This is a genomic window from Rhizobium sp. 62_C5_N11_2, assembly GCF_051811185.1.
GTDB lineage: Bacteria > Pseudomonadota > Alphaproteobacteria > Rhizobiales > Rhizobiaceae > Rhizobium > Rhizobium leguminosarum.
Map to the genome: position 1 here is coordinate 1,879,068 of NZ_JBPWPW010000001.1, position 26,078 is coordinate 1,905,145.

The following is a 26,078-nucleotide window of genomic DNA, read 5'->3' on the forward strand; positions in this document are numbered from 1 at the left end:
CAGGACAGCCGATCATGAAGGAACTCTCCGTAGCCGAATTTGGCCGACGCCTGGCGCATTTGCTGGTCAGCCTGTTCATCCTCTTATGTGTGACCTTCGTGATCGGCCGCGTCTTGCCCACCGATCCGGTCGGCGCGATTGTCGGCGAGCTCGCCGATCCCGCCGCCTATGCGGCGATGCGGGCGCGCCTAGGGCTCGATCTGCCGATCTACCAGCAGTTTTTCCTCTATCTGAACGGCCTGGCGCATGGTGATTTCGGCACGGCCGTCCTCACCGGCAATCCCGTCTCTTCGGACCTCGCCCAGGCCTTTCCGGCGACGTTCGAACTTGCGACGCTGGCGGTGATCATTTCGACCTTCGTCGGTGTCCCGCTCGGGCTTGTCGCGGCGCTGTTTCGCGATAGCTTCATCGACAAGACGGCCCGGGTGGTCGCGCTCGTCGGTCATTCGATCCCGGTTTTCTGGTTCGGCATCGTCGGCCTCGTCATCTTCTATGCCGGCCTCAACTGGGTCGGCGGGCCGGGCAGGATCGATGTGTTTTACGAAGGCCTCGTCACACCGCGCACCGGCTTGTTGTTGGTCGACAGCCTGCTGCAGGGCGAGACCGAAATCTTCTGGAATGCGCTCGGCCATATCATTCTGCCGGCCGTCATCCTCGCCTATGCGGCGATGGCCTACATCACGCGCATGACCCGCAGCTTCACCCTGGAGCAGTTGAGTCAGGATTATGTCATTGCGGCCCGAGCCAAGGGTGTGAGCCCCCTCGGCACGATCTGGCACCACGTCCTGCCGAACATTGCGGTGCAGCTGATCACCATCCTTGCCATTTCCTATGGCGGTCTGCTCGAGGGCGCTGTCGTGACCGAGATCGTTTTCTCCTGGCCGGGCATTGGCCAGTACATGACGAACGCGCTGATGATCGGCGACATGAACGCCATCGTCGCCGGCACCATCATTGTGGGATTCATTTTCATGTTGTTGAACTTCCTGGCCGACGTCGCTTACGCCGTCTTTGATCCGCGTATGCGGGAGGCGGCCCGATGAGCGATGTCATCCGCAGCGAGATTCAGATCCGCCCTCCAGGCGTGTTGACCCGTATCGCGGCGTCGTTTGCGCGCGCCGGCCGCAAATTGGCGGCCGAGCCGCTTGGTCTTGGAGGCTTCGTCATCCTCGGTCTGCTTTGCCTGATCGCGATCTTCGCGCCGCTCCTGGCGCCCTACGATCCGGCGATACAGGCGCTTGGCGATGCCTTGCAGCCGCCGAGCCTCGCGCATCTGGCGGGCACGGACGAATTCGGCCGGGATATCTTGAGCCGCCTCATCTTTGGCACGCGCATCACCATCCAGACCGTGCTTTCGATCTCCTTGATCGTCGGCCCGATCGGCCTGTTGATCGGCGTTGTCGCCGGCTTCTTCGGCGGACGCATCGATGCGCTGCTGATGCGCGCCACCGATATCGTTCTCTCTTTCCCGTCGCTGATCCTGGCTCTGGCTTTTGCTGCAGCACTCGGCGCCGGCTTGACCACGGCAATCATCGCGATCTCGCTGACCGCATGGCCGCCGATTGCCCGGCTCGCGCGCGCCGAGGCCCTTGTCGTCAGAAACGCCGATTATGTGGTCGCCGCCCGTCTTTATGGCGCCTCGCCGATCCGCATTCTTCTCCTCTATATCGCGCCGATGTGCGTCCCGTCGGTCATCGTTCGTCTGACGCTCAACATGGCGGGTATCATTCTGACGGCAGCGTCACTTGGCTTCCTCGGCCTTGGCGCCCAGCCGCCGGCGCCGGAATGGGGCGCAATGATCTCCAGCGGCCGCAAGTTCATGCTGGATTATTGGTGGGTTGCCGTGATGCCAGGTATCGCCATCCTCCTCACCAGCCTTGCCTTCAACATCGCCGGAGATGCTCTGCGCGACATTCTGGATCCCCGCCATGCAAGATCGTGATCTGCAGCCCGTTCTATCCGTCGAAGGATTGAGCGTCCGTTTCGGGCGAGGCGCCGTGCCTGCCGTCTCCAATGTCAGTTTCGACGTCGGGCGCGAACGCGTCGGGATCGTCGGAGAATCCGGTTCCGGAAAATCGACGACCGGTCGCGCCATCATGCGTCTTCTGCCGCCGGCCGCGGTGGTCTCGGCCGAACGCCTGGATCTCGCCGGCAGTTCGTTGCTGTCGAAGACCGAACGTCAGATGGGCGCGCTGCGCGGCAAGGACATCGCGCTGATCATGCAGGATCCGCGCTATTCGCTGAACCCGGTGCTTTCGATCGGCAAACAGATCGCCGAAGCCGCCCGCCTTCACCTCGGTCTTCACAAGAAGCAGGCGCATGAGGCTGCCCGCGCCATGCTGGAGCGCGTGCGCATCAGCGATCCGGAGCGGGTCATGGCGCTTTATCCGCATCAGATATCGGGCGGCATGGGCCAGCGCGTGATGATCGCCATGATGCTGCTGGCGCGCCCGAAGCTTGTCATCGCCGACGAGCCGACCTCGGCGCTTGATGTCAGCGTCCGCAAGGACGTGCTGCTGTTGCTCGATGAGCTGGTGCGCGAGAACAATTCCGGACTGCTGTTGATCAGCCACGACATTCGCATGGTGGCAGCTTTTTGCGAGCGCATCATCGTCATGTATGCCGGCCGGATCGTCGAGACCTTGACTCGTCTCGAAGACGCCCGCCATCCCTATACCCGCGGGCTGATAGCGGCGCTGCCCGACCCCAGGAACCCGGTTCGCCGGCTTGCGGTTCTCGACAGGACGAAACTCGATCTGGAGACGGCGCAATGATCAATGTGCGTGACCTCGATGTCGTCTTTGCCTCCGGCAAATCAAGCAACCATGTCGTCAGGGGCATCAGTTTTCAGGTCAACCAGGGGGAGACCCTTGGCATTGTCGGTGAATCCGGATGCGGCAAATCGACGGTGCTGCGGTGTCTCGCCGGCATGGAGGCCGGCTGGACCGGTCACATCGAGCTTGGCGGCAAACCGATCGGCAAGAAGCGCTCTCGCGAGGAGCTGAAATTTGCCCAGATGGTGTTTCAGGACCCATACGGATCCCTGCATCCGCGCCATCGTATCGGCACCGCCTTGGCCGAGCCGCTGCGCGCCATGGGCCATTCCGATATCTGGTCGAAGGTCGAGAGGGCGTTGATCCAGGTGGGTTTGCCGGCGAGCTTCGCAAACCGTTTTCCGCATGAGCTTTCCGGCGGCCAGCGTCAGCGGGTGGCAATCGCCCGGGCCCTGATCCTGTCGCCGCCCATCCTGTTGCTCGACGAGCCGACATCGGCGCTCGATGTCTCGGTCCAGGCAGAGATCCTCAACCTGCTTGCTGATCAGCGAGAGGAAAAGGGCCTGACCTATCTGCTTGTCAGTCACGACCTCGCGGTCATCGGCCATATGTGCGACCGGGTGCTGATCATGAAGAATGGTTGCTTCGTCGACGAACTCACCAAAGCGGATCTGCAGGCCGGCACCACGCATGATGCCTATGCGCGAGAGCTGTTCGAAGCGAGCTTTATCGAAGCTTGATATCCTCGAACGTGGTGTGGTTCAGCGATCCTCTGTTGCGACATGGACGCGGTTGATCGCTGCGACGCTACCCCTTTCGACGAGATGGCAGGCAAGCTCTATCCGCCGCCGTGGGGCGGCAAGGCCGAGCATCATGTCGCGCAGCAGATCGAGCGCGGTGGCGCCGAGTTCGCGCATCGGAATATGCACCGTCGACAGCGGTGGATTGAGAAAGGCCGACTGCGGCAGGTCGTCTATGCCCATCACCGAGATGTCCTGCGGGACGGCATAACCCATCGCCTGCAATCCGCGCACCGCGCCATTGGCCAGACTGTCGCCCGCCGTCAGGATGGCGGTGAAGGAGAGGCCTTTCTCGCGGACAAGACGGGTGACCGCCTCGGCGCCGAGTTCCGGCAGCCAGTCGTCGACCTCGAGCACCAGATCGGCATCGGCCGTCAGCCCATGATGCTGCAGGGCGTCGCGCCAGCCCTCCAGGCGCCGCTCGATCGTCCGCCGCCCCGGCCTCAGCATGAACAGGATACGTTGATGTCCCGCCTTGATCAGCCGCTCGGCGGCGATGAAGGCGGCCGATCGGTTACAGGGCGTAACACTCGAAAGCCGCATATAGGGATCGTCGCTGTTGACGAGCACGACGGGCTTTCCGAGATCGGCGGCCGCCGCCAGCATCTCCTCCTCGTCGACGGTCAGGATCAGCATGCCGCCAAAACTCGGATCGTCACGCATCTCGGCGACGACGCGGGCTTCATCCCCCTTGTCGGCGATAGGGCGCATCGCCAGTTCGATGCCGAGAGCGGCTGCGCGCGCATTCAATCCTTCGAGCACATAGAGCGTGAACTGGTTGCGGACATAGTCGATCATCGCCGCGCCGGAGGCGACGAGCATGACCTTCTTGCCGGCAACGCTCGCCGGCAGGGCGTAGCTGACCGCACTCGCCGTTTCCAGCACCAGCTTGCGAATCTCCGGCCTGACGCCCTTTTCGCCAGCCAGCGCACGCGACACCGTGCTGATCGAGACACCGCATCTGGCGGCAATGTCGTCGAGGCGCGTGCGCCTGCCTTTTTTCTCTTCCGCCGCCATGTCCTCTCCTCGCTCCCGACTACTATGCAAAAATCTTTCAGATTGCGCAAATGGAATGCCTATGCACAATTGTTGCCTGAGGAGTCCGCGACAAGCGGCAGAGCAGGGAGGCTTTGAAATGTGGCTAGGCGGCCAGTCCATGCGTCGGCGTTTTACCCGGCGTCCCAAGGCTTGAGCATGATGCCGAAAAGTGTGAGCGGTTTTCGGGCGACATCATGCTCCAACTGTTCTGGGGCGGGCTGAAATATGACCACTGAGCAGCAATCCCATCTCCGCCGCGCAACGGCGAAGGATAGCCCGATCGTCTACTGGCAGCTCGCCAACCTGTGGCAGGAGCGCTATGACGTCGCCGACCGTCCGATGGACGGCAACATGGATCCGTTTTTCTTCGTCACCAAGACGAAGAATTTCATCCCGCATGAATATCCCTGCCGCACCGAATTCAAGAAATCCTTCTCCGGCCGGCGGCCGCAGCCGGCTGCCGAGTTCGACGCTGTCCGCTGGTGGCTTCCCTTTGCCTCCCCGCGTGTCGATCTCTCCGGCTTCTGGTTTCGCCCCACGCGCATCGGCTGCTGGGCGCGCACCTTCCTCGATGCCCGCTCAGTGGGGCCTGCGACGCTTCGCCTGTCGACCTGCGGTGGCGCGATCCTCTTCGTCAATGGCCGCGAGCAGGGCTTCATGGCGCCGTATCAGCGCAATCTTGAAGCCCAGCAGCTCTTCGAGATCGAACTGGCGGCCGGCCTCAACGAGATCCGAGTCTATTTCGACGATCTCGCCGAGCGCGACGCGCGTTTCTATTTCCAGCTGGATTATGTCGAAGGACCGGAAGTTGAAGCCGCCGTGCCCGTTCCCATCGCCGCCGGCGACGCGGATGCGCTGGAGGTCATCCTCGAGGGCATGCGCTTCGACCGCACCGCCTATCTCGGCGAAGATGTCACGATCCTCTTCCCCGTGCCGCTGCCGGTGGCGCTGAGCTGCCATGTCGAGATCGAAGGCGACTTCATGTCGATCGAGCGCTTCGACTATGATTTCGAGCTGGAAGCGGGAGCAACCAAGCTGGAACTCGGAACCTCGGCGGATATGCCCGCCGATTTCCGCCATTTCCGCATCACCTTCAAAACAGGCGAGCTCTCGCTCGGCCGAACGCTCGGCGTCGAGATCTGTCATCCCCAACGCCAGGGGGAAGCGCCCGCCGCTCTGGAGGACCGCGTCGCCGAGGCGCTGGCCGAGGTCGCCGCCCATTCCGAACCCGACACGGTCTGTGCTTTCGCGCGTCTTGCGCAGGGGCAGGGCGGCGAGGAAACCGAGGCGATGATCTCGGCCATGCTGCCGGTCATCGAGGATTGCCACGACTGCGCCGATTTCGTGCTGGTGCCGCTGCTCTTTGCCTATACGCGCTGGAGCGATCTGCTGTCACCGGAGCTGCGCGACAGGATCGAGCACGCCGTCCTCAATTACCGCTATTGGATGGACGAACCGGGCAACGACGTTCAGTGGTATTTTTCGGAAAACCACGCGCTTCTCTTCCATACCGCCGCCTATCTCGGCGGCAGGCTTTTCCCCGATGCCGTCTTCGTCCGTTCCGGCCGCACCGGCGCCGAGCAGATGAAGATCGGCGAAGAGCGTGTTCGCGCCTGGCTTGACCATTTCGAGCGCTGGGAAATGGCCGAGTGGAATTCCGTTCCCTATTTCCCGATCGACCTCAAGGGCCTGACGGCGCTGGCCGCCTGTGCCCCGGATGAGACGATCCGCGACCGGGCGAGTGCCAGCATCGTCCGCCTGATGGAGATCGTCGCCCGCTCGGCCCATCACGGCATGCTGACCGGCAGCCAGGGCCGTTCTTACGAACATACGCTGCGCCCCGGCCGCTCGGTCGAACTCTCCGCTATTGCTCGGCTGCTCTGGGGCCGCGGCTGGTACGGCCGGCGTGTCCACGCTTTGCCGCAGCTTGCCGTCTGCATTCGCGATCATGGCCTGCGTTTTCCAGAAGCGCTTGCGGCGATTGCGGCGCACCAGTCCGACGACGCACAGGAATGGACCTTTTCCCAGGGCGAGAACCGTTTCGCCGCTCTCTACCACTATAAGACCCGCGACACCGCGCTTGGCACCATCGCCCATTATCGTCCCGGCGCCTGGGGCTACCAGGAGACGGTGCTGCATCTGCGCTTGGGCGACCGGCCGGAAGCGCAGATCTGGATCAATCATCCCGGCGAAACCATCCAGTTCGGCTACGGCCGGCCGAGCTTCTGGGGCGGCTGCGGAACGCTGCCGCGCGTGCATCAGTATCGCGATCTGGCGATCCTCGATTTCGAGATCCACGAGGGCCAGCCGGATTTCACCCATGCCTGGTTCCCGCTCGAGGCCTTCGACGACACGGTGGTCGACGGCAATCTGGCGCTCGCCCGCTCAGGCAACGGGATTGCGATGCTGATCGGCAACGGCGCGCTTGAGCCGGTGAAGCAAGGTCCGACGACGGATATCGAGCTGCGGCTGGCTGGCCGCAAGGGCCGCTGGATCGTCCGTCTCTCCGATGTCGGGCGCGAGGGTAGCCTTGACGGCATGCAGGCGCGTTTCGCCACGCTTTCGGCCCGCCGCGACGACGAGGGCGCCTTGATCGTCGTCGATCCGGATTATGGCCGGGTCGTCTTCGAAGAAGACGGCACCGTGCGCGCCGAAGGCCGTATTCTTCGACCGACGGACTGGTCGGTGCGGGGAGACGCGGTACATCTGAAGATACCGGGCAGGCAGCCTCGGCGTGCGGCCTCGTAGACGACGTGTCCGGCAGGAGGAGGACCGGCCGGGCGCAGGAATTCATCGGTCAAGTGGAGGAGAAAATGACCAGAATGAAATCGATCGGCGCGGCTTTTGCTGCGGTTCTCTTGAGTTCAGTTGCCGCCCATGCCGGTGACGTGCGCATCATGTGGTATTCCGACGGCGGCGAAGGCGAGGTAATCAAGGACCTGCTCTCGCGCTTCTCCAAGGCCAATCCCGACGTCAACGTCATCCTCGACGAGGTCTCCTACGACGTCGTCAAGGAACAGCTGCCGGTGCAGCTCGAAGCCGGGCAGGGGCCGGATATCGCCCGCGTCACCAATCTGAAGGCGCCGGCGCAGCACTGGCTTGATCTTCGCCCACTCCTTGCCGATGCGAAATACTGGGACGAAAATTTCGGCGCCCAGGCCGACTGGATGCGTCCGGACGGCTCGAATGCCATCACCGGCTTCATGACGCAGCTGACGCTGACCGGCGGCTTCGTCAACAAGACGCTGTTCGAGCAGGCCGGCGTCGAGATCCCCGGCCCGAAAGCCACCTGGGACGACTGGGCGGCGGCCGCCAAGAAGGTCGCCGACAGCCAGAAGGTCTTCGCCATGGCGATCGACCGCTCCGGCCACCGGGTCTCCGGCCCGAACATCTCCTACGGCGCCAATTACATCGCCGCCGACGGCAAGCCGGCGCCGATCGATCAGGGCGCCAAGGACTTCCTCAGCCGCTTCGTCAAGTGGAACGAGGACGGCACCATCAACAAGGATGTCTGGGTGAGTGCTGCCGGCACCACCTACCGCTCCGCCGCCGAGGACTTCATCAATGGCGGCCTTGCTTATCTTTATTCGGGCAGCTGGCAGGTTTCGGGCTTCGCCCAGAAGATTGGCGACAATTTCGACTGGGTGATGGCGGGCAGCCCCTGCGGTTCGGTCGCATGCTCCGGCATGCAGGGTGGCGCCGGTCTGGTTGCCGTCAAATACACCAAGAACCCGAAGGACGTCGCCAAGGTGATGGACTACCTGGCAGGTGCCGACGTGCAGAAGGAATTTGCCGAACGAAGCCTGTTCATTCCGGCGCATAAGGGTGTTGCCGCCGGCCAGATGGACTTCAAGACCGATAATCCGCATGTGCAGGCGGCGCTGAAGGCCTTCGTCGAAGCGGCCGGTCAGACGGCGGCACCCGCCATGAAGCTGCCGGGCTGGAAGTGGTCGGACGCCTATTACAGCGCCATTGTCGCCCGCATCAGCCAGGTGATCGCCGGCGAGATGAAGCTCGACGACGCCTATGCCCGCATCGACGAGGACATCAAGGCCAAGGTCGCCGGCAACTGACGGAAGAACAGATGACGGCGAAGACGGTTTCTTCTGAACCACCTGTCAAAACCGGTCTGCGGCAGGCGCTCTCGGCGCCTGTCCGGCTTGTCATGGGGCTCGTCGACATTCCCATGCGCGCCTGGCAGAAGCTGACCGGGCTGAACGGCATGGCGGGCGTCTTCCTGGCGCCCAACATGGTGATCTTCACCGTCTTCGTGCTGCTGCCGCTTGTCATCAACTTCATCTATTCGACGACGAGCGGCAGCGCCATCTTCCTGCAGAACAGGACCTATGTCGGCGCCGACCAGTACCGCATCCTCTTCGATTGCGGCAGCTATCTCGACCCTTCGACCTGCGCTGCCGACACCTTCTGGGCGGCCGTGCGCAACACCGCCGTCTTCGTCGTCTTCCAGGTGACAGTGATGCTGGTCGCAGCGCTCGCAACGGCGCTGATCCTCAACCGCGAGCTTTCCAATCGCGGCTTCTGGCGCGCCGTCTTCTTCTTCCCGGTGCTGCTGTCGCCCGTCGTCGTCGGCCTGATCTGGAAATGGATCCTGCAGCGCGAGGGCCTGTTGAATTATGCGCTGAGCCCCTTCGGCTTCGAGCCGTTTTCCTGGCTCAGCGATCGTTTCTGGGCCTTCTTCTTCGCCGTCTTCGTCTCGGTCTGGGCGCATATGGGCTTCTATGCGCTGATCCTGCTCGCCGGCCTGCAGGCGATCCCGCGGGATCTCTACGAGGCGGCGGCGATGGACAGCGCCCGTCCAACCCGCATCTTCCGGCGCATCACCCTGCCGCTTCTGATGCCGAACCTCATCGTCGTGCTGGTCTTGGCGCTGATCCGCGCCGTGCAGATCTTCGACGAGGTCTTCGTTTTGACCGGCGGCGGGCCGGGCACCAGCACCATGTACATCACCCAGTATATCTATGAGACCGGCTTTGCGAGTTCGCTGCGCAATCCGGGGCTGGCTTCCGCTGCCTCGATCCTGATGGGCATCGTGCTCGTCATCCTGACGCTGGTCCAGCTCGGCGTCAGTAGCCGCAACGAGAAGAAGGGAGCACGCCAATGAGCGCTGTCTCTGCCTTCCTGCTCCGCCGTCGCGGACGAGGCTGGCACTGGACGGATGTCGTCACCTGGATCTGGCTGATCTCAGGCGTCTTCCTGATGTTCGGCCCGGCCGTCTGGCTGGTCTTCTCCTCGTTCAAGACGCCGGCCGCCCTTGCCGAGTTCCCGCCTTCCTTCCTGCCCTATGTCACCGAGCAGGCAGTGGTGCCGGGCTACGACAAGCCGTTGCCGCTCTATAATGTCGCAATGCCGGATGGCAGCACGCGCGTGCTCGCCGAAGTGCGCCGCATCGGCATCATCGGTCAGATGGTCGATCCGAAACAGCCGGGCGAAATCGTCAAGGCGAATATCAAGGACCGCACACCGGTGCGCCAGGTCGAATTCGCCGGCGGCAACTACACCGAACCTTTCCAGCGCTTCGATTTCTTCCTCTTCCTGCGCAACTCCGTCTTCGTCACCGTCGTGGCGACGGCCATCACGCTGCTCGTCAATTCCATGGCCGCTTTCGCGCTGTCGAAATACCAGTTCCCCGGTCGCACCGCCGTCATGCTGATGATCTTGGCGACTCTGATGGTGCCGCTTTCGGTCATCGTCGTGCCGCTCTATTCCGTCATCGGCACGCTGAACCTCTTCGACAGCCTCTGGGGCGTCATTCTGCCGACGGTCGCCACCCCGACGGGCGTCTTCCTGCTCAGGCAATACATGCTGACGATCCCCGACGAATTGCTCGACGCCGCGCGCATGGACAAGGCCAGCGAATGGCAGATCTACTGGCGCATCATCCTGCCGCTGTCGGCGCCGGCACTGGCGGTGCTGGCGATCTTCTCGGTCGTCTGGCGCTGGAACGACTTCCTCTGGCCGTTGATCGTGCTCTCGCGCAAGGAACTCTATACGCTGCAGGTCGGCCTCAACGTCTATGCCGGCGAACTCAATGTGCAATGGCACTACATCCTCGCCATGACCGTCGTCTCGATGATCCCGGTCGTGCTGATCTTCGTCTTCCTGCAGCGCTTCATTACGACGGGCATCGCCGGCTCGGGGCTCAAATAGGCCAGCTATAATTTGAATAGGAGAGTGCATGAGCGGGCTCGAGCTCAGGAACATCGTCAAGAATTTCGGCGCCGTCGAGGTCATTCGCGATGTCTCGCTGCATGTCAATGACGGCGAGTTCGTCGCTTTCGTCGGCCCTTCCGGCTGCGGGAAATCGACGCTGCTGCGCCTCATCGCCGGCCTCGATAAGCCCACCCGCGGCAGCATCGCCATCGACGGCAAGGATGTCACCGCTATCAGCGCCGCCGATCGCGGCCTGGCCATGGTCTTCCAGTCCTATGCGCTCTATCCGCATATGAGTGTCAGGGAAAACCTCGCCTTCGGTCTCGAGAACACCAAGGTGGCGAAAGCCGAGATCGAAGCGCGCATCACGGACGCCGCCCGCATGCTGGAGATCGAGCCATTCCTGCAGCGCCGTCCGGGCCAGCTCTCCGGCGGCCAGCGCCAGCGCGTCGCCATCGGCCGCGCCATCGTGCGGCGGCCGGATGCCTTCCTGCTCGACGAGCCGCTGTCCAATCTCGACGCCGAACTCAGGGTCAGCATGCGGGCCGAACTGGCGGCCCTTCACGCCCGCCTGAAGGCGACGATGATCTATGTCACCCATGACCAGGTCGAGGCAATGACGTTGGCCGATCGCATCGTCGTCTTGAGAAGCGGCAGGGTCGAGCAGGTGGGAACGCCGCTGGAACTCTATAACAACCCGGCCAATCGTTTCGTCGCCGGCTTCATCGGCGCGCCGCACATGAATTTCCTCGAAGGTGCGATTGTCGGTCACCAGGGCGGTTTCGCTGAGGTCGAAACCGTTGGTGGCCATCGTCTCTCGGTGATTGCCAAGGAGGCACGCCCGACGGGCGAAAGGGTCAGCATCGGCATCCGCCCGCAACACATCACCCTGGCCGATGCGGCCTCAACGAGCAGACTGGACACCCGCGTTACCCTTGTCGAGGAACTGGGCTCGGAGACCGTCGTCCACGCCGACGCAGGCGGGAAGAAGCTGATTGCGGTCTTTGCCGGCCAGCAGCGGATGAAATCGGGCGACAGCCTGCCGCTGCATCTCGATCCCCATGTGCTGCACCTCTTCGGCGAGGACGGGCGGCGCCTGTCCTGATGGGCTGCGAGAGCTGGTCTCGCGCTCGCGCAGACAAACGACGCCGCCCCCCATCATCCTGCGACATCGGCGCAGGCAAGCCAGCCGTCCGACGCTGACGACGGGACGATGGGGCCAGGTCAGGGATCCATGCCCGGCGGATCCGGCATGATGCCCGACGGAATGATGGGGCGGAGCATGATGATGCCGTCCGGCATGATGGGCGGCATGCCGATGATGTCGATGCGCGGACACATGATGAAAATCATGTTCGCGGTCGCCGACGCCGACGGAGACGGCGCGCTGTTCTTCGAGGAGGTGACGGCGATCCACAAGCGGATCTTCGACAGCGTGGACGCGAACAAGGACGGCAAGGTCACGACCGACGAATTGCAGGCGTTCATGCGGCCGTAGCGGGGCCTGGGATCCAGCCTCGGCTCTGCGAATAGTCGCGGAGCCGCCGAGGATATGATAGGATCGCAATGCATTGACCACGGGAGAGGTAAATGCGCCGAGTCCTTCTGTGTCTGATCCTTTGTGCGCAATCCGCATCGACGGCGGCGGCGTCCGAGCTCGCCATTTTCCACACCGCTTCGTTTGGCGGCAGCCGGTCGGTCAGCCTCAGTCTGGCAGAGGGCGGTCCGGCCCGCGATCGCGCCTTTGATTTCGATGTCGTCATCACGTTGTCGGAATTCGACGGTGGCGGGACGGTGCTCTATCGGGACGGGGGAAGACACCAGGCGAGCGTGCGCTGCGTTGCGCCCGCCATGGTGCGGATCAATTCCGCCGACTATGTGATCGACCTGTCGACGCGGCCGGGAACGGACTGGAAGCACGATCTCTGGGCGGCGCTCTGCACCGCTCCGGTTTCCTGAGCGGCAGCTCAGCGTGGCTTGATTGATCGAGGCGTCAGGCCTTCCGGGGGCGGACCTCCATGAACACGTACGGCGCGCCGGTTCCCGAGGGGATCGCATAGACGTCATAGACCGCGGCCGGATCGACACGCATTCCCAACGAGCCGGGCGGCATCCCCGGCACGGCCAGCCCTCGGACCGGCGGCCGCTCTCGGAGCAGGCGCTGCACGGCCTCGAGCGGAACATGTCCCTCAAGGTAGTATTCCTCGACGGCAGCGGTATGGCATCCTTCCATTTCGGCAGGCACGCGAAGCCGTGCCTTGACTGCGGCAAGGTCGTCGGTGTTGCGGAGATCGACGGAATAACCTGCCTCTGCCATTGCTTTCGCCCATTCGTGGCAACAACCGCAATTCGGGTCCTTATAGACAGTCATTTCCGCCGGAGCCGTGGCACGGGCCTTTCCGCTCAGGAACACCAGGGCAGAGCCCGCCATTGCAATGAAACTTCTTCTTCTGTGCATCGTCTGCGCTCCTCGATGTCCTGCCGCCCGGATCGACCCGGGCGGCAGGAGGTGGCTATTTTACATTGGTGACGGTCAGCTTGCCATTCACACGCTCGGCAACGAACTCGACATTCGCACCTTCTTTCAGTTTTTCGATCAGAGCCGGGTCTTCGACGCGAAAGACCATCGTCATCGCGGGCATGTCGAGGTTCTTCAGGTCCTCATGCTTGATGGTGACCTTCTTTGCCTTTGTGTCGACCTTGTTGACGACACCCTTGGTGAATTCCTCGGCGAATGCGCCGAAGGCTGCGCTGGTGCAGAGCAGGGTGGCGAGGCCGATTTTGATCATTGCAGTTTTCATGCGTGTAGCTCCTTTGTTGCAGATTACTTGCCGGCGACGGTGACGTCGCCGTGCATGCCGGCCTCGTAGTGGCCGGGGATCAGGCAGGCGAACTTGAACTCGCCGTCGGTGGTGAACTTCCAGACGATCTCGCCGGATTGGCCGGCCGGAAGACGGATGGAGTTGGCGTCGGCATGTTCCATTTCCGGGAACTTCTCCATGACCTTCTTGTGCTCCAGGATCTTGTCTTCCTGATCGAGCACGAATTCGTGGTCGACGGTTCCGGCGTTCTTGATCGCGATCTTGACCGTCTGCCCTTTGCGGACGTTGAAGACGGCGGGGGTGAACAACATTTTCCCGTCGTCGGTTTCCTTCATCGTGACGCGGATCGTCTGCGTCGCCTTGGCCTTGTCGCCGGGTTCTCCGATGGCCATCTTCTCGCCATGGCCGCCGGCGTGGTTGCCTGAGGCAAGTGCTGGTGACGCGATTGCTGCGAAGGCCAGTGCCATGAGATAATTCTTCATCCGTCATTCCTTTTCGATGTTGAGATTGGACCTCAGCCGTTTGTCGGCTTCGGCGTGATTTGCGTTTCCGCGTCTTTGGCCTTGGTCGCGTCCGGAAGTTCTCTGGTCCACTCCCAGGCCTGCGTTCCGGGCGGGTTTTCGTACCAGCCGGGATCTGAGTAATCGTCTGCCGAGATCCCCTCGCGGACCTTGACGACCGAGAACATGCCGCCCATTTCGATCGGACCATGCGGTCCCCAGCCGGTCATCATCGGAACGGTGTTCTCGGGGATGGGCATTTCCATTTCGCCCATATCTGCCATGCCCTTTGTGCCCATGGGCATGTATTCCGGCTGCAGCTTCCTGATCTTCTTGGCGACCTTCGACTTGTCAGCCCCGATGAAGGTTGGAATGTCGTGACCCATGGCGTTCATCGTGTGGTGCGATTTGTGGCAGTGGATCGCCCAGTCGCCGAGATACTTGGCGTCGAATTCGTAGGCACGCATCGCGCCGACGGGGATGTCGATGCTTACCTCCGGCCACCGCGCCTCCGGCCGCACCCAGCCGCCGTCGGTGCAGGTCACTTCGAAATCGTAGCCGTGCATGTGGACCGGATGGTTGGTCATCGTCAGGTTGCCGACCCGAACGCGCACCCGGTCATTCCTGGACACGACGAGAGGGCTGATGTCCGGGAACACGCGGCTGTTCCAGCACCACATGTTGAAGTCGGTCATCTCCATGATCCGCGGCACGTAGGAGCCGGGGTCGATGTCGTAGGCGTTGAGCAGGAAGACGAAGTCTCGGTCGACGCGCATGAACTTGGGATCTTTCGGATGGATCACGAAGAAACCCATCATGCCCATCGCCATCTGCACCATCTCGTCGGAATGCGGGTGGTACATGAAGGTGCCGGATTTCACGAGGTCGAACTCGTAGACATAGGTCTTGCCGACTGGAATGTGCGGCTGCGTCAGGCCGCCGACGCCGTCCATGCCCGACGGCAGGATCATGCCGTGCCAGTGGATCGTCGTGTGCTCCGGCAGCTTGTTGGTGACGAAGATGCGGACGCGATCTCCCTCGACAGCCTCGATCGTCGGTCCCGGTGACTGTCCGTTGTAGCCCCACAGATAGGCGGTCATGCCGTCCGCCATCTCGCGTTCGACCGGTTCGGCGACGAGGTGGAACTCCTTGACGCCATTGTTCATCCTGTGCGGCAGGGTCCAGCCGTTCAGGGTGACGACCGGCTGATAGTCCGGGCCGGAGGTAGGGAGGAGCGGCGGCTGCATGTCGGCCGATTCCATCGTCGGGGCCTCGGGCAGACCCATTGCCGAGGTCTTCGTCCAGGCGGCTGTGGTGAGCAGAGCAGCGCTGGCGCCAAAAAGTTGTCGTCTGTTGAACATGGTGTGTCCTTTCTCAATGACCGCCGCCAGCGCTGCTTTCGGAAACAGCGGCGACCTCGGTCTCTGCCGCCGCCTTCGTCGCGCCGCCGCCGTAGATCGCAGGCGCCAGATCGGCTTCGGCCAGCCAGAAATCTCGCTTCGCGTTGACGGAAAGCAGGGTGGAGTTGATCTTGTCGCGGGTGTCCGTCAGCAGCTCGAAGGTGTTCGAGATCATGCCGTTGTAGGTCAGCAGGGATTCCTCCTCGACCTTGGTGCGCAGCGGCACGACGTTGTTGCGGTAGTGTCGCGCGATATCGTAGTGCGAGCGGTAAGCCTCGTAGGCGGAGCGTGCTTCCGAGCGGACGTTGACGGCTTTTTCGGCCAGCAGGTTCGCCGCCCGCATGTAGGCCAGCTCGGACTTGCGCATCCGGGCCTTGCCGGTGTCGAAGATCGGGATGGCGAACTCAAGCTCGACCTGCGCAGTGGTCCTCGTTTTCGTCTCGTCGTCCTCGATTTCGCGTTCCGTATCGAAACCGGTCAGGATCTCGAGGTCGGTCACATAGCGCGTCGCCTCGGTGAGGCCGTAGGATCTGGCAGTGGCCTCGAGGTCGAGCTTAGCAATCTGCAGGTCGATGCGGTTCCTGAGGGCTTCGGCCTCGATGGTGTCGCGTCTGACGACGGACTTGGGGAGCGGCGGCAGGCTGTTCGGGACCTGGTAGTCCAGATCGGAGCCCCAGAGGCCCATCAGCCGCGTTAGATCCTCCTTGGCGAGACGGGCCGCCAGCCGGGCCTTAGCCGTTTCTCCGGCGAGTTCGGCGACGAACACATGTTCACGGGCCTGGGCGCCCTTGGCCATCGCGCCTGTCTCGCCGAGTTTCTCGGCGAGTTCCGAGGCTGCGTCGGCAGCCGCCTGAGCGTGCTGGAGCTGCCCGGCATTCTCCCATGACGCGACCGCGCCGATCCAGGCGCGCCGGGTGTCAGCGGCGACCTGAAGCGTCTTCACCGCCGCGATCAATTGCGCCTGGCGGAAGCGGGTGTCGGCGATCGCCACCTCCCGGTTCCTCGTCGCGAGCGCCAGGATGTTCGTCGTGATCATCCCTTCGATCGTTTTGAACGCCCCCAGCTCCGGCGTCCCCATGCCTGTCGTGCCGATGGAGACGGTCGGATTGATGAACATCGTCGACTGCCAGGCGTCGGCGGCGCTGTCGCCAAGATCGGCATAGGCGGCCTGAAGGCCCTTGTTGTTGAGCAGCGCGATCTGGACGGCAGTCTCGACGTCGAGAGGCTTCGTTCGAGCAAGCAGGCCTTTGACCTGCGCGGCCGCCGATCGGGCCTGGTTCTGGTTCTGGATCCAGACGGTCTCTTTCGCCGTGACCGTGGCGGTTTTGTTGGCAACGGAGGTGAAACCCGCCTCCTTGCGGGAATAGTCGGCGCCTGTAACGCAGCCGCTCAAGGCGAGCGGAAATGCCAGCGCCGCGATCAATCTTGTGGTGCCGATCATGAGCCGTCTCCATTCATCGGAGACTGCAGATCGTTCTGTCTGCGCCAGGGTTTGGGATCGACCGGCTGGCGGGCGACGTAACCTGTGATCGGCGACCTGTATGCCGCCGGAAGCGCGGACGGCTGAATGACCGCGGTGGGAAATGCCACCACATCGGGAGGAAGCGTGGATGCGCAGCCACCGGCAACAAGCGGCAGCCCCACCACGAAAAGCGAGGGTTTCATTTTGAAATATCCGAATAGGAGATAGCCTACGGCGCGCTCGCCCAGAAACAGGCAAGCGTCCGACTAGACCCGATCAAGCGGGTGCGTTTCTATTCAGATATTCGGGGGACGGTTGAGGGTCGGCAGTTCGCCAAGGGTCGTCCGGTCGTCGATGAACTGCCGGATCAAGGTTACGACGGGTCCGCCGACGTCCTGGCCTTCACAAATAATGCCGAGCCCGCCACAGAAATCCTTGCAGCATTCTTGCTTGACGGGCTTCGATACGCCATCGGCGTCACCGCTGGCCTCGCCTTGGGAGTGGTCATGGACAGCCATCTTCGTCATGTCATGGCCATCGTGATGCTGCATGGCATCGGTTTCTGACACGGCCGCTGCCATTTCGGGGAACGAGGAGCCATGCATGGCGGCGCTGGCGTTCGACAGCGAGTACCCCGCCAGTGATACGATCATCACCAGCCGCATCATCACGAGCAGCCTGCTCATTGCGATTCGGTACATCTTGCCCATGCTCCTCGAACTACATGCAAAGCAGCTCGATTTCAATTGCAACTCACCTGTCGTCAATGTTCGAGTCCTTTATGTGGCACGAACATCATCCCGTTCACGATCCCTGTGTTCGCCGCCAAGGCCAGCCGCTATGTCGTGCTGACGCTGGCCACTCTAGAAATTCTCGGCTGACCGCTTCCGGCGCGAGAACACCATGCGGTCGACTGTCTCGTCACGGGCGACCAGCGTGTGCCAGGCCGCTGCGGCGAGGTGCAGCGCGACCATCGCCAGGATAATCTTCGACCCGATCACGTGATACGGCGCGATGGCGAACGAGAGATAGCTCGCGACGAACCCCATGCAGGCCTGTCCGATGATTGCGGCGTAGAAGCCGTAGTGAAGCGCCTTCGCGGCTCGCCCGGCCCATGAATCCGGCCCGCTGGTTTCGGGCGATTGAAGGAGACGAAGAACCAGCCGCACGCCCATCAGCAGGCCGATCACCATTCCCGCATAATTGTGAAGCTGGTGCTGGACGACGTCCCAATAGGACGGCGTGAGACCCATGTGGACGGCGTGATGGATTCTCTCGATGCTGCCGCCGGTCAGATACTGGACCGGCACCATGAAGGCGACGAGCCAGTGGAGTCCTATCTGGGCGAGCGAGTAGCCACTCTTCATCGATCCTCTCCGAGCGAGAGGCGCAGACTAACCGGCGACAGTTAATGCTTTCTCATCGCTCGGTTGCGAAAAGATCTACGTGCTGCAGATCAACCGCCGATTGGAAGCTGGGAATGCGCCCGCCGCCTGACGGGCGCGCATCCGCCCTCTTGCTGCCCAGATAAAGACGGATATCCGGTCACGGCATCGGATATCCGTGCAGCATCATGGTCACCAAATCCAGACGGCTTCGTCGATGAGATTAACAGCTGACACCAGCAAATTCGGACTGTTTGCCTTCATGGCGGCGGTCCTGATGACGGCGGCCATGGTTTCCGCCGAGGAGGACATCGTCGCGATTCGGCAGGCGGACATGAAAGCCATGGCCGCAGCGGCAAAGACGATCTCCGGCATGTTCAAGGATTCGACGACCTACAAGGCCAGCGAGTTCCAATGGGCGGCCGACACCATCCGCGACAAGTCTGGAGGCGTTCTCTCTGCACATTTCGCGTCCGCGACCGATAGTCGGCAGTCGAAGGCCGGACCGAACATTCTTAATGAGCGCGACCGGTTCGACCGCATCGCCAACGACCTGCGCGACTACGCCGTCGCGCTGGATGCCGCCGCGCAAAAGAACCCCGGGCCGATGACTGCCAGCATGCGCATGAAGCCCGGAGAGGCTATGGGTGGTGGTCCTTTCGGCACTCACGTCCGCAACGAGCACGAGCTATCGGCGATGCCGGCGGAACACACGTTCCACCTCATGCTGCAGACCTGCGCGACCTGCCACAGCCGGTTCAGGATGGAATGACGGCGGCCACTCGCGGGACGCGTCTACGTGCAACACGCCCGAATACTGATTGAGGACAGATCGGCTTCCCGGCAGCGGTCGATCCCTAGTCGTAGTGACTCGACAAAGAAAAGCCCGCGCCGACGCGCGAGCCTAATTCATATCAGAGCAGCTTTAGTGGCTGTTCTTGTGGCTTTGTTGACCAGCCTTTACATGCTGTTCTTGGCTGCCGCCGCGGGTTCCGCTGGACTGCGCGTCGCGGCCGGCTGAGGCGTCGCGGGCATCGGAGTCGTTCTTGTGACTCTGCTGCCCAGCCTTGACGTGCTGTTCATGGGATCCACCTTGGTTTGCCATTCGGTTCTCCTTGGTTGTTGAACGAGGCCACGTCGCCTCAATGGGAAAACCTCGCTCCGGCGCATGCGTTCCGCATTTTAATATTTCGTGATCTCCGCTCGAAAACAACAGGATGAGGAAGCGAACCGGGCGGGTAGGGAGCTCGCCTGCCACTGCGTTGGCCACCGGGAGAAAGCGGAAAAACCCCCGATGTTCTCCAGCATCGCCGCGTCCGCTTGGCGCGGCCCGCAACCTCGATCAAAAAATACGCATGTCGACGAAAAGGTTCCAGGAAAACAACCGCATCCATCCATGCCGGAAGCCGCTATGCGGCTTACGGGCTCTTTCCAAATCGACGGGTCGCTCTAGCTTAAAGGGTACCTGACGAAAAGGAGAAAACCATGACCGACGCACCGAATACGGCGACCCCGGCGCGGAGAGTGTTGCGTGGCCGCCCCTATAGCATCGGCGAATTTGCCAGGAAATATCGGCTCGACGACAAGGAGGCAAAGCGCCTCTACGAGAAGTTCGGCCCGTCCGCCACCGAACTCGACCTGTTGATGGCGGCAAAGCGGCGCCCACCGGGCCTGCCGACCAATCTCGACGCCTGACGGGCGCCATGGGGATCCGAACCGGAAGCTGCCTTTGCGGGGCGGTCGCCTACAGGGTGGAAGGCGAGCCGCTTCGCACCGGCCTCTGCCACTGCGCCGATTGCCGCAAATCGAGCGGCTCCGCCTTCGTCTTCTTCGCGGTCTGGCCGCGTCAGGCTTTCTCCCACAGCGGCGAGATCGCCACATTCGCCGGCCGCAGCTTTTGCCCCGTCTGCGGCGGCAGGCTTTTCTGCCTCCGGGAAGATGAGGCGGAACTCCGCCTGGGGTCCCTAGACACTCCACCGACCGACCTTGCGCCTAGCTATGAGGTCTGGATCAAGCGGCGTGAACCATGGCTGCATCCCTTGCACGGCGCGGCCCAATTTGCCGAGGATGCGAACTGACCGGCGCTAAAGCGCGTCGCGATCGAGCTTGCCGCGCTTTAGATCTTTGATTTTCCGCATGTCGTGATCGCAAAACCGCTGCACAGTTTTGCGCGACATGCTCAGTCGCACCGAAACTTGACTTTCCTTACCAATATTTCATTTCACCCATCTGCAATTCCGTGCCAGTTCGGCGGCAGTGCTAATCGCCGGTTCATCTGCGTTGTGATTATTTCGCCGCAGAGGCCGCAAGCGGCCACTGACTGATTGAGGACGACATGAACAAAATCGTAAGCGGCAGCGAAACCGGAGCAAAGACAGGCGCAGCGTCCAATCTCGCCGCAGTCCTTGCGGCATCGGGACGGCAGGGCAAGCGCAGCCGCTGGCGCGGACGCCTGATCATCCTGCTGATCCTCATCGCTGCTGCCGCAGTCGCCGCTTATTTCTACATGGGTCGTGGGCAAAGCGAATTGAGCTATGACACCCAGCCAGCAAAACGCGGCGACCTGACGGTGCTGGTCACTGCCACCGGCTCCGTGCAGCCGACCGAGCAGGTGGATATATCGAGCGAGCTTTCCGGCACGGTTCGCGACGTCAATGTCGATTACAACAGCACGGTCAAATCAGGCGAAGTGCTCGCTCTCCTCGATACCAACAAGCTCGAGGCGGATGTGAAGAGTTCGCGCGCCAAGCTCAATTCGGCCAAGGCGAACGTCGTCAAGGCCAATGCCGATATGCAATCGGCAGGCACATCGCTCGAGCGGTTGAAGAGCCTGGTCAGGAGTAACGTCTCGACCCAGCAGAGCCTCGACGACGCCAGCTACAAATATGATTCCGCCGTCGCCGCCAAACAGATCAATGAGGCCGAGGTCCTCGCCTCGGAGGCCGACCTGCAGCTCGCCGAAGTCAATCTCGCCAAGGCGAAGATCATATCGCCGATCGACGGCGTCATCCTCACCCGTTCCGTCAATCCGGGCGCCACGGTCGCAGCCTCGCTTTCGGCGCCGATCCTTTTCACCATCGCCGGCGACCTGAAGAAGATGGAGCTGCAGGTCGATGTCGACGAGGCCGATGTCGGCCAGATCGCCGTCGGCCAGAAGGCGAAATTCACAGTCGATGCCTATCCCGACCGGTCCTTTCCCGCCGAGATCGAGCAGATCCGCTTCGCTTCCGAGGTGGTCAACAATGTCGTGACCTATAAGGCGGTTCTATCCGTCGACAATGCCGATCTGCTGCTGCGCCCCGGCATGACGGCGACGGCCGACGTCACCGTCGAGGCCGTCAAGGATACGCTGATGGTGCCGAACGCCGCGCTGCGTTACGCCCCGGCGCAGGCCGAAAGGCGCGGCCGCGGCATTTTCGGCATCTTCGGCCCGCCACGCCAGCGCAACAACAATGCCGGCCCGGCGCTGAAGGGCGCTGAGCGCCGTGTCTGGGTGCTGCGCAACGGTCGCCCGGCGCCTATTGTCATCCAGGTCGGCTCATCCGACGGCCAGTTCACCCAGGTCGTCTCCGGCGACATCAAGGAAAACGACGCACTGGTGACCGACGCCACGACGCGTGCGAACTAGGCGGAGAGACGGATGGCAAGCCCGCCGCTCATCGAATTCAGACAGGTCTCGAAAATCTACGGCGAGGGCGAGGCGGCGATCCGCGCGCTCGACCACGTCGACCTTGCGATCAACGCCCATGAATTCGTCGCGATCATGGGGCCGTCTGGCTCCGGCAAGTCGACGGCGATGAATATTCTCGGCTGCCTCGACGTGCCGAGCGCCGGCGACTACATTTTCGAAGGCATTCCGACCAGCGGCTTCGACCGCAGCCAGCTGACGCTGCTGCGCCGCCACATGCTCGGCTTCGTCTTCCAGGGCTTCAACCTCCTGTCGCGCACCTCGGCCGTCGAAAATGTCGAGCTGCCGCTGATCTATCGCGGCATGGCGGTGCGCGAGCGGCGCGAGCGGGCCCGCGAAGCCCTGGCGCTGGTCGGCCTCACCGGGCGCGAACATCACAAAACACAGGAACTGTCAGGCGGCCAGCAGCAGCGCGTCGCTATCGCCCGCGCCATCGTTACCGAGCCGGCGCTGCTCCTCGCCGATGAGCCCACCGGCAATCTCGACACCAAGACCAGCGTCGAGATCATGGATCTGATGACGCGGCTGAACCGCGAACAGGGCATCACCATCGTCATGGTCACCCATGAGCCCGATATCGCCGCCTATGCCCAGCGGCTGCTGCGTTTCGTCGACGGCAAGCTGGAGACTGAAGTCGAGCACCGGAGGAGGGCGGATCATGTTCTTTGAGACGCTGAAGCTGGCGCTGCGGGCCATCAGCCGCAACATGCTGCGCTCGTTCCTGACCGTGCTTGGTGTCGTCATCGGCGTTGCCGCTGTGATCGCGCTGGTGACGATCGGCAACGGCACGACTGCACAGGTCTCGACCGAGCTGTCGCGGCTCGGCACCAACATGCTGTTCGTCCGCCCCGGCCAGTTCGGCCCCGGCCGGGCGAGCTCCGAGGCCAAGCGCTTCAGCGTCAAGGACGTCGCGGCTATCCGCGACCAGATCGGCGGCCTCAGGGCCGTGGCACCGCTCAACCAGTCCACAGCGACCGTGATTTTCGGCGGCCAGAACCATTCGACCAGTGTCTCCGGCACCACGAATGACTATTTCATCGCACAGGACTGGAATCTGGCGCTCGGCCGCAATTTCCTGCCCGCCGAGGAACGCGGCCAGGCGCGCTGCATCATCGGCGAAACGGTGCGCTCGCAGCTCTTCGGCAGCGCCGACCCTACAGGCCAGCAGATCCGCGTCGGCAAGGTCTCATGCCCCGTCATCGGCGTGCTTGCCAAGCGCGGCCAGTCCGGCATGGGCAACGACCAGGACGATGTCGTCATCATGCCGGTCAAGGTGTTTCAGCGGCGCATCAGCGGCAACAGCAACGTGCCGCAGATCATCATCTCGGCGCGCGACGGCGTCTCCACAGCCAAGGTGCAGTCCGATGTCGAAAATCTCCTGCGCGAGCGCCGCAAGATCGTGCCCGGCCGCCAGGACGATTTCAACGTCAACGACATGACGCAGATCGCCGAGGCGATGACCGGCACGACGACGCTGCTGACCGGCCTGCTCGGCGCCGTCGCCGCGATCAGCCTGCTCGTCGGCGGCATCGGCATCATGAACATCATGCTGGTCTCCGTCACCGAGCGCACCCGCGAAATCGGCATCCGCCTGGCGATCGGCGCGCTCGAAAACCAGGTGCTCACCCAGTTCCTGGTCGAAGCGGTGGCGCTGTCGCTGTTCGGCGGCATCACCGGCATCGTGCTCGGCTTGAGCCTAGGCTTCGGCGCCGTGACGCTCCTGAAAGTGCCCTTCGTCTTCAGTCCGCTGATGGTCGCCGTCGCCTTCCTGTTCTCCGCGGCGATCGGCATGATCTTCGGCTATTTCCCGGCGAGAAGGGCAGCGCAGTTGAACCCGATCGAGGCGCTGCGGCACGAATAAATGCGCCGTGGCAAAACGGGTGATGTCCCTCTACTCCTGTTAATCGAACGCAAGCGCTATCGGAGGGCGCCATCATGCCGCTCAACAGACTGGTGATCTACGCTGGGAACGTCGAGGAGACGGCGCGGTTTTATGAGAAGCACTTCGGTTTCAAGGCGACCAGCCTGCCTGGCGACAGGATCATTGAACTGGTCGCTCAGGACGGCGGTGCGAATATCATGCTGCATCAGGCCGCCAAGGGGCAGCGGAGCGGTCAATCCATCGTGAAGCTGGTCTTCGACGTAGAGGATGTCGAGGACTTTTGCAGGCGATGCGCGGAGAATGGCCTGGAGTTCGGTGCCATCCATAGAGCCGATGGCTATCTGTTCGCCAATGCAAAAGACCCGTGTCAAAATTCGATCTCGGTTTCCAGCCGAGCGTTCCGCAAGGGGTGATCTGCCGGCCTGATGACGCAGCCGACGCGAAATGCCTCTGTAGATCGGGGCGGGTGGCAACAGCCTTCACGGCGCAGACGTCAATGCCTCGCCGGCTTTCAGCAGCCTCGCCTTTGTTATCTATCTGTCTCTATTCCGATATTCAGTGCCGCCTTGTCTTCGGTTTTCGACCGTGCGACAAGGTGATATATCAGATTTGGCGACGGAGCTCCGTATTGCAGACTTCACAAAGCCATCTTGCCTATCTCGCGCTGGAGCATCTGATCGTGACGCTGGCGCTGAAGCCCGGCGCGCTTGTCACTGAAAAGCAATTGATCGATATGGCCGGCCACGGGCGCACGCCGGTGCGCGAGGCGATCCAGAAGCTTGCCTGGCAGGGGCTGATCCTGGTGAAGCCGCGCGTCGGGCTGCAGGTGGCCGAAATCGCACCGGACGATCACGGCAATGTCATGCAGGTGCGCCGTGAGTTGGAGCCGATCGCGGCAAGCCTTGTCGCCGAACATGCGAGCGACGAACAGCGCGCGCGTCTCATCGACTGCGCCCGCGCGATGGAGGAATGCGCCGTCACCGGCGATCTCGCCGGCTTCTTCGCCGCCGACAAGGCTTTCGACGAAATCCTTGAGGATGCCTGCCCGAACGGCTTCATCACGGCAGCACTTGGCCCGGTGCAGACGCATTCACGCCGCCTCTGGTACTCCAAGGCAAGCCCGGAGCGCACGGATCGCGCCATCGCGCTGCATGTCGCCGTCATCCGCGCCATCCATCAGGGCAGGCCGGATGAGGCGCGCGCCGCCATGGCGGTGCTGATCGATTACCTCAGCCAGACATAGAAACGGCTCCGTTTCCGGAGCCGCCACAGGTCTGATTGTCACAAATGCTTTAGCCGACGAAAGCGCGCTCGATGACGAATTCGGCGGGCTTGCTGTTGGCGCCTTCATCGAGGCCGGCCTTTTCGAGCAGTTCCTTGGTATCCTTCAGCATGGCCGAGGAACCGCAGATCATGCCGCGGTCGATTTCCGGATCGAGCGGCGGCACGCCGAGATCGGTGAATAGCTTGCCGGAGGAGATCAGGTCGGTGATGCGGCCGCGATATTCGAAATCCTCGCGCGTGACTGTTGGATAGTGGCGCAGCTTGTCGCCGACGACTTCCTTCAGCAGCTCGTCATTCTGGATCTCGTGCACGAGGTCGAAGCCGTATTTCAGCTCGGCGACATCACGTGTCGTATGGGTGAGAATGACTTCCTCGAACTTCTCATAGGTCTCGGGGTCGCGGATCAGGCTGGCGAAAGGCGCAATGCCGGTTCCCGTCGAGAACATGTAGAGACGACGGCCGGGCGTCAGCGCGTCGAGCACCAGCGTGCCCGTCGGCTTCTTGCGCATCAGCACCTGGTCGCCCGGCTTGATCGCCTGCAGATGTGAGGTGAGCGGACCGTCCGGCACCTTGATCGAGAAGAATTCAAGCTCTTCGGCCCAGGCGGGGCTGGCGATCGAATAGGCGCGGAAGACCGGTTTGCCCTCGACCATCAGGCCGATCATCGCGAATTCGCCGGAACGGAAACGGAAGCCCTGCGGCCGGGTCATCGTGAAGCGGAAGAGCCGGTCCGTATAGTGCGTGACATCGAGCACCGTCTCGGCATAGACGCCGGCGGGGATGGACGAGGCGAAGTCTTCGGTCTTTGCAGGCGCGTTCATTTCGGTAGCGGATCCCGTTTCGTCGGATGAACAGTCGGATGCGAGCGAGAT

At 62.5% G+C, this 26,078-nt stretch carries 29 protein-coding genes and 1 pseudogene; 19 read left to right on the forward strand and 11 right to left on the reverse strand.

Annotated elements, in window-relative coordinates; all coding sequences use genetic code 11:
• Positions 1–14 precede the first annotated feature (14 nt).
• From AB8B31_RS09580 to AB8B31_RS09595, 4 genes are read left to right on the forward strand one after another with little or no spacing between them, the layout of a single operon-like run.
• A complete protein-coding gene (locus tag AB8B31_RS09580; protein WP_018241958.1) occupies positions 15–1,043 on the forward strand; it encodes an ABC transporter permease in 1,029 nt (342 codons plus the stop codon).
• Positions 1,040–1,942, forward strand: coding sequence for an ABC transporter permease (locus AB8B31_RS09585; RefSeq protein WP_131703122.1), 903 nt, complete (start codon positions 1,040–1,042; stop codon positions 1,940–1,942). Before AB8B31_RS09580 ends, AB8B31_RS09585 begins: the two co-directional genes overlap by 4 nt.
• Complete coding sequence (locus AB8B31_RS09590; protein ID WP_018241960.1) at positions 1,929–2,774, forward strand: ABC transporter ATP-binding protein; 846 nt, start codon at positions 1,929–1,931, stop codon at positions 2,772–2,774. Before AB8B31_RS09585 ends, AB8B31_RS09590 begins: the two co-directional genes overlap by 14 nt.
• Positions 2,771–3,514, forward strand: coding sequence for an ABC transporter ATP-binding protein (locus AB8B31_RS09595; protein ID WP_131703124.1), 744 nt, complete (start codon positions 2,771–2,773; stop codon positions 3,512–3,514). The genes AB8B31_RS09590 and AB8B31_RS09595 overlap by 4 nt, the downstream gene beginning before the upstream one ends.
• Before the next feature lie 21 nt (positions 3,515–3,535).
• Here AB8B31_RS09595 and AB8B31_RS09600 read toward each other — a convergent pair whose 3' ends face one another.
• A complete protein-coding gene (locus AB8B31_RS09600) occupies positions 3,536–4,591 on the reverse strand; it encodes a LacI family DNA-binding transcriptional regulator (protein WP_131703125.1) in 1,056 nt (351 codons plus the stop codon).
• Positions 4,592–4,837: 246 nt separating this feature from the next.
• Here AB8B31_RS09600 and AB8B31_RS09605 point away from each other — a divergent pair, with 246 nt between their 5' ends.
• The 7 genes and pseudogenes from AB8B31_RS09605 to AB8B31_RS09635 all read left to right on the forward strand — a co-directional run bounded on the left by AB8B31_RS09605 (position 4,838) and on the right by AB8B31_RS09635 (position 12,742).
• Entirely contained in the window at positions 4,838–7,360 is a 2,523-nt protein-coding gene (locus tag AB8B31_RS09605) for a hypothetical protein (protein WP_131703126.1), read from the forward strand.
• Positions 7,361–7,425: 65 nt separating this feature from the next.
• A complete protein-coding gene (locus AB8B31_RS09610) occupies positions 7,426–8,685 on the forward strand; it encodes an ABC transporter substrate-binding protein (protein WP_131703127.1) in 1,260 nt (419 codons plus the stop codon).
• Between the two features lie 11 nt (positions 8,686–8,696).
• On the forward strand, positions 8,697–9,734 hold the full coding sequence (locus AB8B31_RS09615; RefSeq protein WP_131606748.1) for a carbohydrate ABC transporter permease: 1,038 nt from the start codon (positions 8,697–8,699) through the stop codon (positions 9,732–9,734).
• The gene (locus AB8B31_RS09620; RefSeq protein ID WP_003539547.1) at positions 9,731–10,780 is read left to right on the forward strand and encodes a carbohydrate ABC transporter permease; all 1,050 of its coding nucleotides are present in this window, start codon (positions 9,731–9,733) and stop codon (positions 10,778–10,780) included. Before AB8B31_RS09615 ends, AB8B31_RS09620 begins: the two co-directional genes overlap by 4 nt.
• A gap of 28 nt (positions 10,781–10,808) precedes the next feature.
• A complete protein-coding gene (locus AB8B31_RS09625) occupies positions 10,809–11,888 on the forward strand; it encodes an ABC transporter ATP-binding protein (RefSeq protein WP_018445407.1) in 1,080 nt (359 codons plus the stop codon).
• Between the two features lie 15 nt (positions 11,889–11,903).
• A pseudogene (locus AB8B31_RS09630) lies at positions 11,904–12,281 on the forward strand (EF-hand domain-containing protein); the annotation flags it as partial.
• 92 nt (positions 12,282–12,373) lie between these two features.
• Positions 12,374–12,742, forward strand: coding sequence for a hypothetical protein (locus tag AB8B31_RS09635; protein ID WP_028731950.1), 369 nt, complete (start codon positions 12,374–12,376; stop codon positions 12,740–12,742).
• A gap of 34 nt (positions 12,743–12,776) precedes the next feature.
• Here AB8B31_RS09635 and AB8B31_RS09640 read toward each other — a convergent pair whose 3' ends face one another.
• The 8 genes from AB8B31_RS09640 to AB8B31_RS09675 form a co-directional block, all read right to left on the reverse strand.
• A complete protein-coding gene (locus tag AB8B31_RS09640; RefSeq protein WP_131703128.1) occupies positions 12,777–13,241 on the reverse strand; it encodes a DUF411 domain-containing protein in 465 nt (154 codons plus the stop codon).
• 55 nt (positions 13,242–13,296) lie between these two features.
• The gene (locus AB8B31_RS09645) at positions 13,297–13,584 is read right to left on the reverse strand and encodes a copper-binding protein (protein WP_028731948.1); all 288 of its coding nucleotides are present in this window, start codon (positions 13,582–13,584) and stop codon (positions 13,297–13,299) included.
• Positions 13,585–13,607: 23 nt separating this feature from the next.
• Positions 13,608–14,087 carry a cupredoxin domain-containing protein gene (locus AB8B31_RS09650; protein ID WP_018241971.1) on the reverse strand — a complete coding sequence of 160 codons (480 nt, stop codon included), beginning with the start codon at positions 14,085–14,087 and terminating at the stop codon, positions 13,608–13,610.
• Positions 14,088–14,119: 32 nt separating this feature from the next.
• Entirely contained in the window at positions 14,120–15,466 is a 1,347-nt protein-coding gene (locus tag AB8B31_RS09655) for a multicopper oxidase family protein (protein ID WP_131703129.1), read from the reverse strand.
• A gap of 13 nt (positions 15,467–15,479) precedes the next feature.
• Positions 15,480–16,946, reverse strand: a complete 1,467-nt coding sequence (locus tag AB8B31_RS09660; RefSeq protein WP_131703130.1) for a TolC family protein — start codon at positions 16,944–16,946, stop codon at positions 15,480–15,482.
• On the reverse strand, positions 16,943–17,170 hold the full coding sequence (locus AB8B31_RS09665) for a hypothetical protein (RefSeq protein ID WP_131703131.1): 228 nt from the start codon (positions 17,168–17,170) through the stop codon (positions 16,943–16,945). Before AB8B31_RS09665 ends, AB8B31_RS09660 begins: the two co-directional genes overlap by 4 nt.
• Positions 17,171–17,263: 93 nt before the next feature.
• Positions 17,264–17,677 (reverse strand): hypothetical protein, encoded by a 414-nt coding sequence (locus AB8B31_RS09670; protein ID WP_205912229.1) that lies wholly within the window; start codon positions 17,675–17,677, stop codon positions 17,264–17,266.
• A 153-nt stretch (positions 17,678–17,830) separates the two neighbouring features.
• On the reverse strand, positions 17,831–18,334 hold the full coding sequence (locus tag AB8B31_RS09675; protein ID WP_131703132.1) for a cytochrome b: 504 nt from the start codon (positions 18,332–18,334) through the stop codon (positions 17,831–17,833).
• A 235-nt stretch (positions 18,335–18,569) separates the two neighbouring features.
• Between AB8B31_RS09675 and AB8B31_RS09680 the strand changes: the two genes are divergently transcribed.
• Complete coding sequence (locus AB8B31_RS09680; protein WP_131703133.1) at positions 18,570–19,124, forward strand: cytochrome c; 555 nt, start codon at positions 18,570–18,572, stop codon at positions 19,122–19,124.
• A gap of 153 nt (positions 19,125–19,277) precedes the next feature.
• Here the strand turns inward: AB8B31_RS09680 and AB8B31_RS09685 are convergent, their stop codons facing one another.
• Complete coding sequence (locus AB8B31_RS09685) at positions 19,278–19,457, reverse strand: hypothetical protein (protein WP_027684747.1); 180 nt, start codon at positions 19,455–19,457, stop codon at positions 19,278–19,280.
• Positions 19,458–19,837: 380 nt separating this feature from the next.
• Between AB8B31_RS09685 and AB8B31_RS09690 the strand changes: the two genes are divergently transcribed.
• The 7 genes from AB8B31_RS09690 to AB8B31_RS09720 all read left to right on the forward strand — a co-directional run bounded on the left by AB8B31_RS09690 (position 19,838) and on the right by AB8B31_RS09720 (position 25,165).
• A complete protein-coding gene (locus AB8B31_RS09690; RefSeq protein ID WP_018241980.1) occupies positions 19,838–20,047 on the forward strand; it encodes a hypothetical protein in 210 nt (69 codons plus the stop codon).
• Positions 20,048–20,055: 8 nt separating this feature from the next.
• Positions 20,056–20,430 (forward strand): GFA family protein, encoded by a 375-nt coding sequence (locus AB8B31_RS09695; protein ID WP_131703134.1) that lies wholly within the window; start codon positions 20,056–20,058, stop codon positions 20,428–20,430.
• A gap of 257 nt (positions 20,431–20,687) precedes the next feature.
• Positions 20,688–21,980 carry an efflux RND transporter periplasmic adaptor subunit gene (locus AB8B31_RS09700; protein ID WP_131703135.1) on the forward strand — a complete coding sequence of 431 codons (1,293 nt, stop codon included), beginning with the start codon at positions 20,688–20,690 and terminating at the stop codon, positions 21,978–21,980.
• A gap of 12 nt (positions 21,981–21,992) precedes the next feature.
• Positions 21,993–22,709 (forward strand): ABC transporter ATP-binding protein, encoded by a 717-nt coding sequence (locus AB8B31_RS09705; protein WP_003539566.1) that lies wholly within the window; start codon positions 21,993–21,995, stop codon positions 22,707–22,709.
• On the forward strand, positions 22,699–23,901 hold the full coding sequence (locus AB8B31_RS09710) for an ABC transporter permease (protein ID WP_003559312.1): 1,203 nt from the start codon (positions 22,699–22,701) through the stop codon (positions 23,899–23,901). Before AB8B31_RS09705 ends, AB8B31_RS09710 begins: the two co-directional genes overlap by 11 nt.
• Positions 23,902–23,975: 74 nt before the next feature.
• On the forward strand, positions 23,976–24,335 hold the full coding sequence (locus tag AB8B31_RS09715) for a VOC family protein (RefSeq protein ID WP_131703136.1): 360 nt from the start codon (positions 23,976–23,978) through the stop codon (positions 24,333–24,335).
• A 215-nt stretch (positions 24,336–24,550) separates the two neighbouring features.
• Positions 24,551–25,165 (forward strand): GntR family transcriptional regulator, encoded by a 615-nt coding sequence (locus tag AB8B31_RS09720; protein WP_131703137.1) that lies wholly within the window; start codon positions 24,551–24,553, stop codon positions 25,163–25,165.
• A 49-nt stretch (positions 25,166–25,214) separates the two neighbouring features.
• On the opposite strand, the gene AB8B31_RS09725 is transcribed toward AB8B31_RS09720, so the two are convergent.
• Positions 25,215–26,027: a ferredoxin--NADP reductase gene (locus tag AB8B31_RS09725; RefSeq protein ID WP_064648011.1), complete on the reverse strand. Its 813-nt coding sequence runs from the start codon at positions 26,025–26,027 to the stop codon at positions 25,215–25,217.
• Between the last annotated feature and the right edge of the window lie 51 nt (positions 26,028–26,078).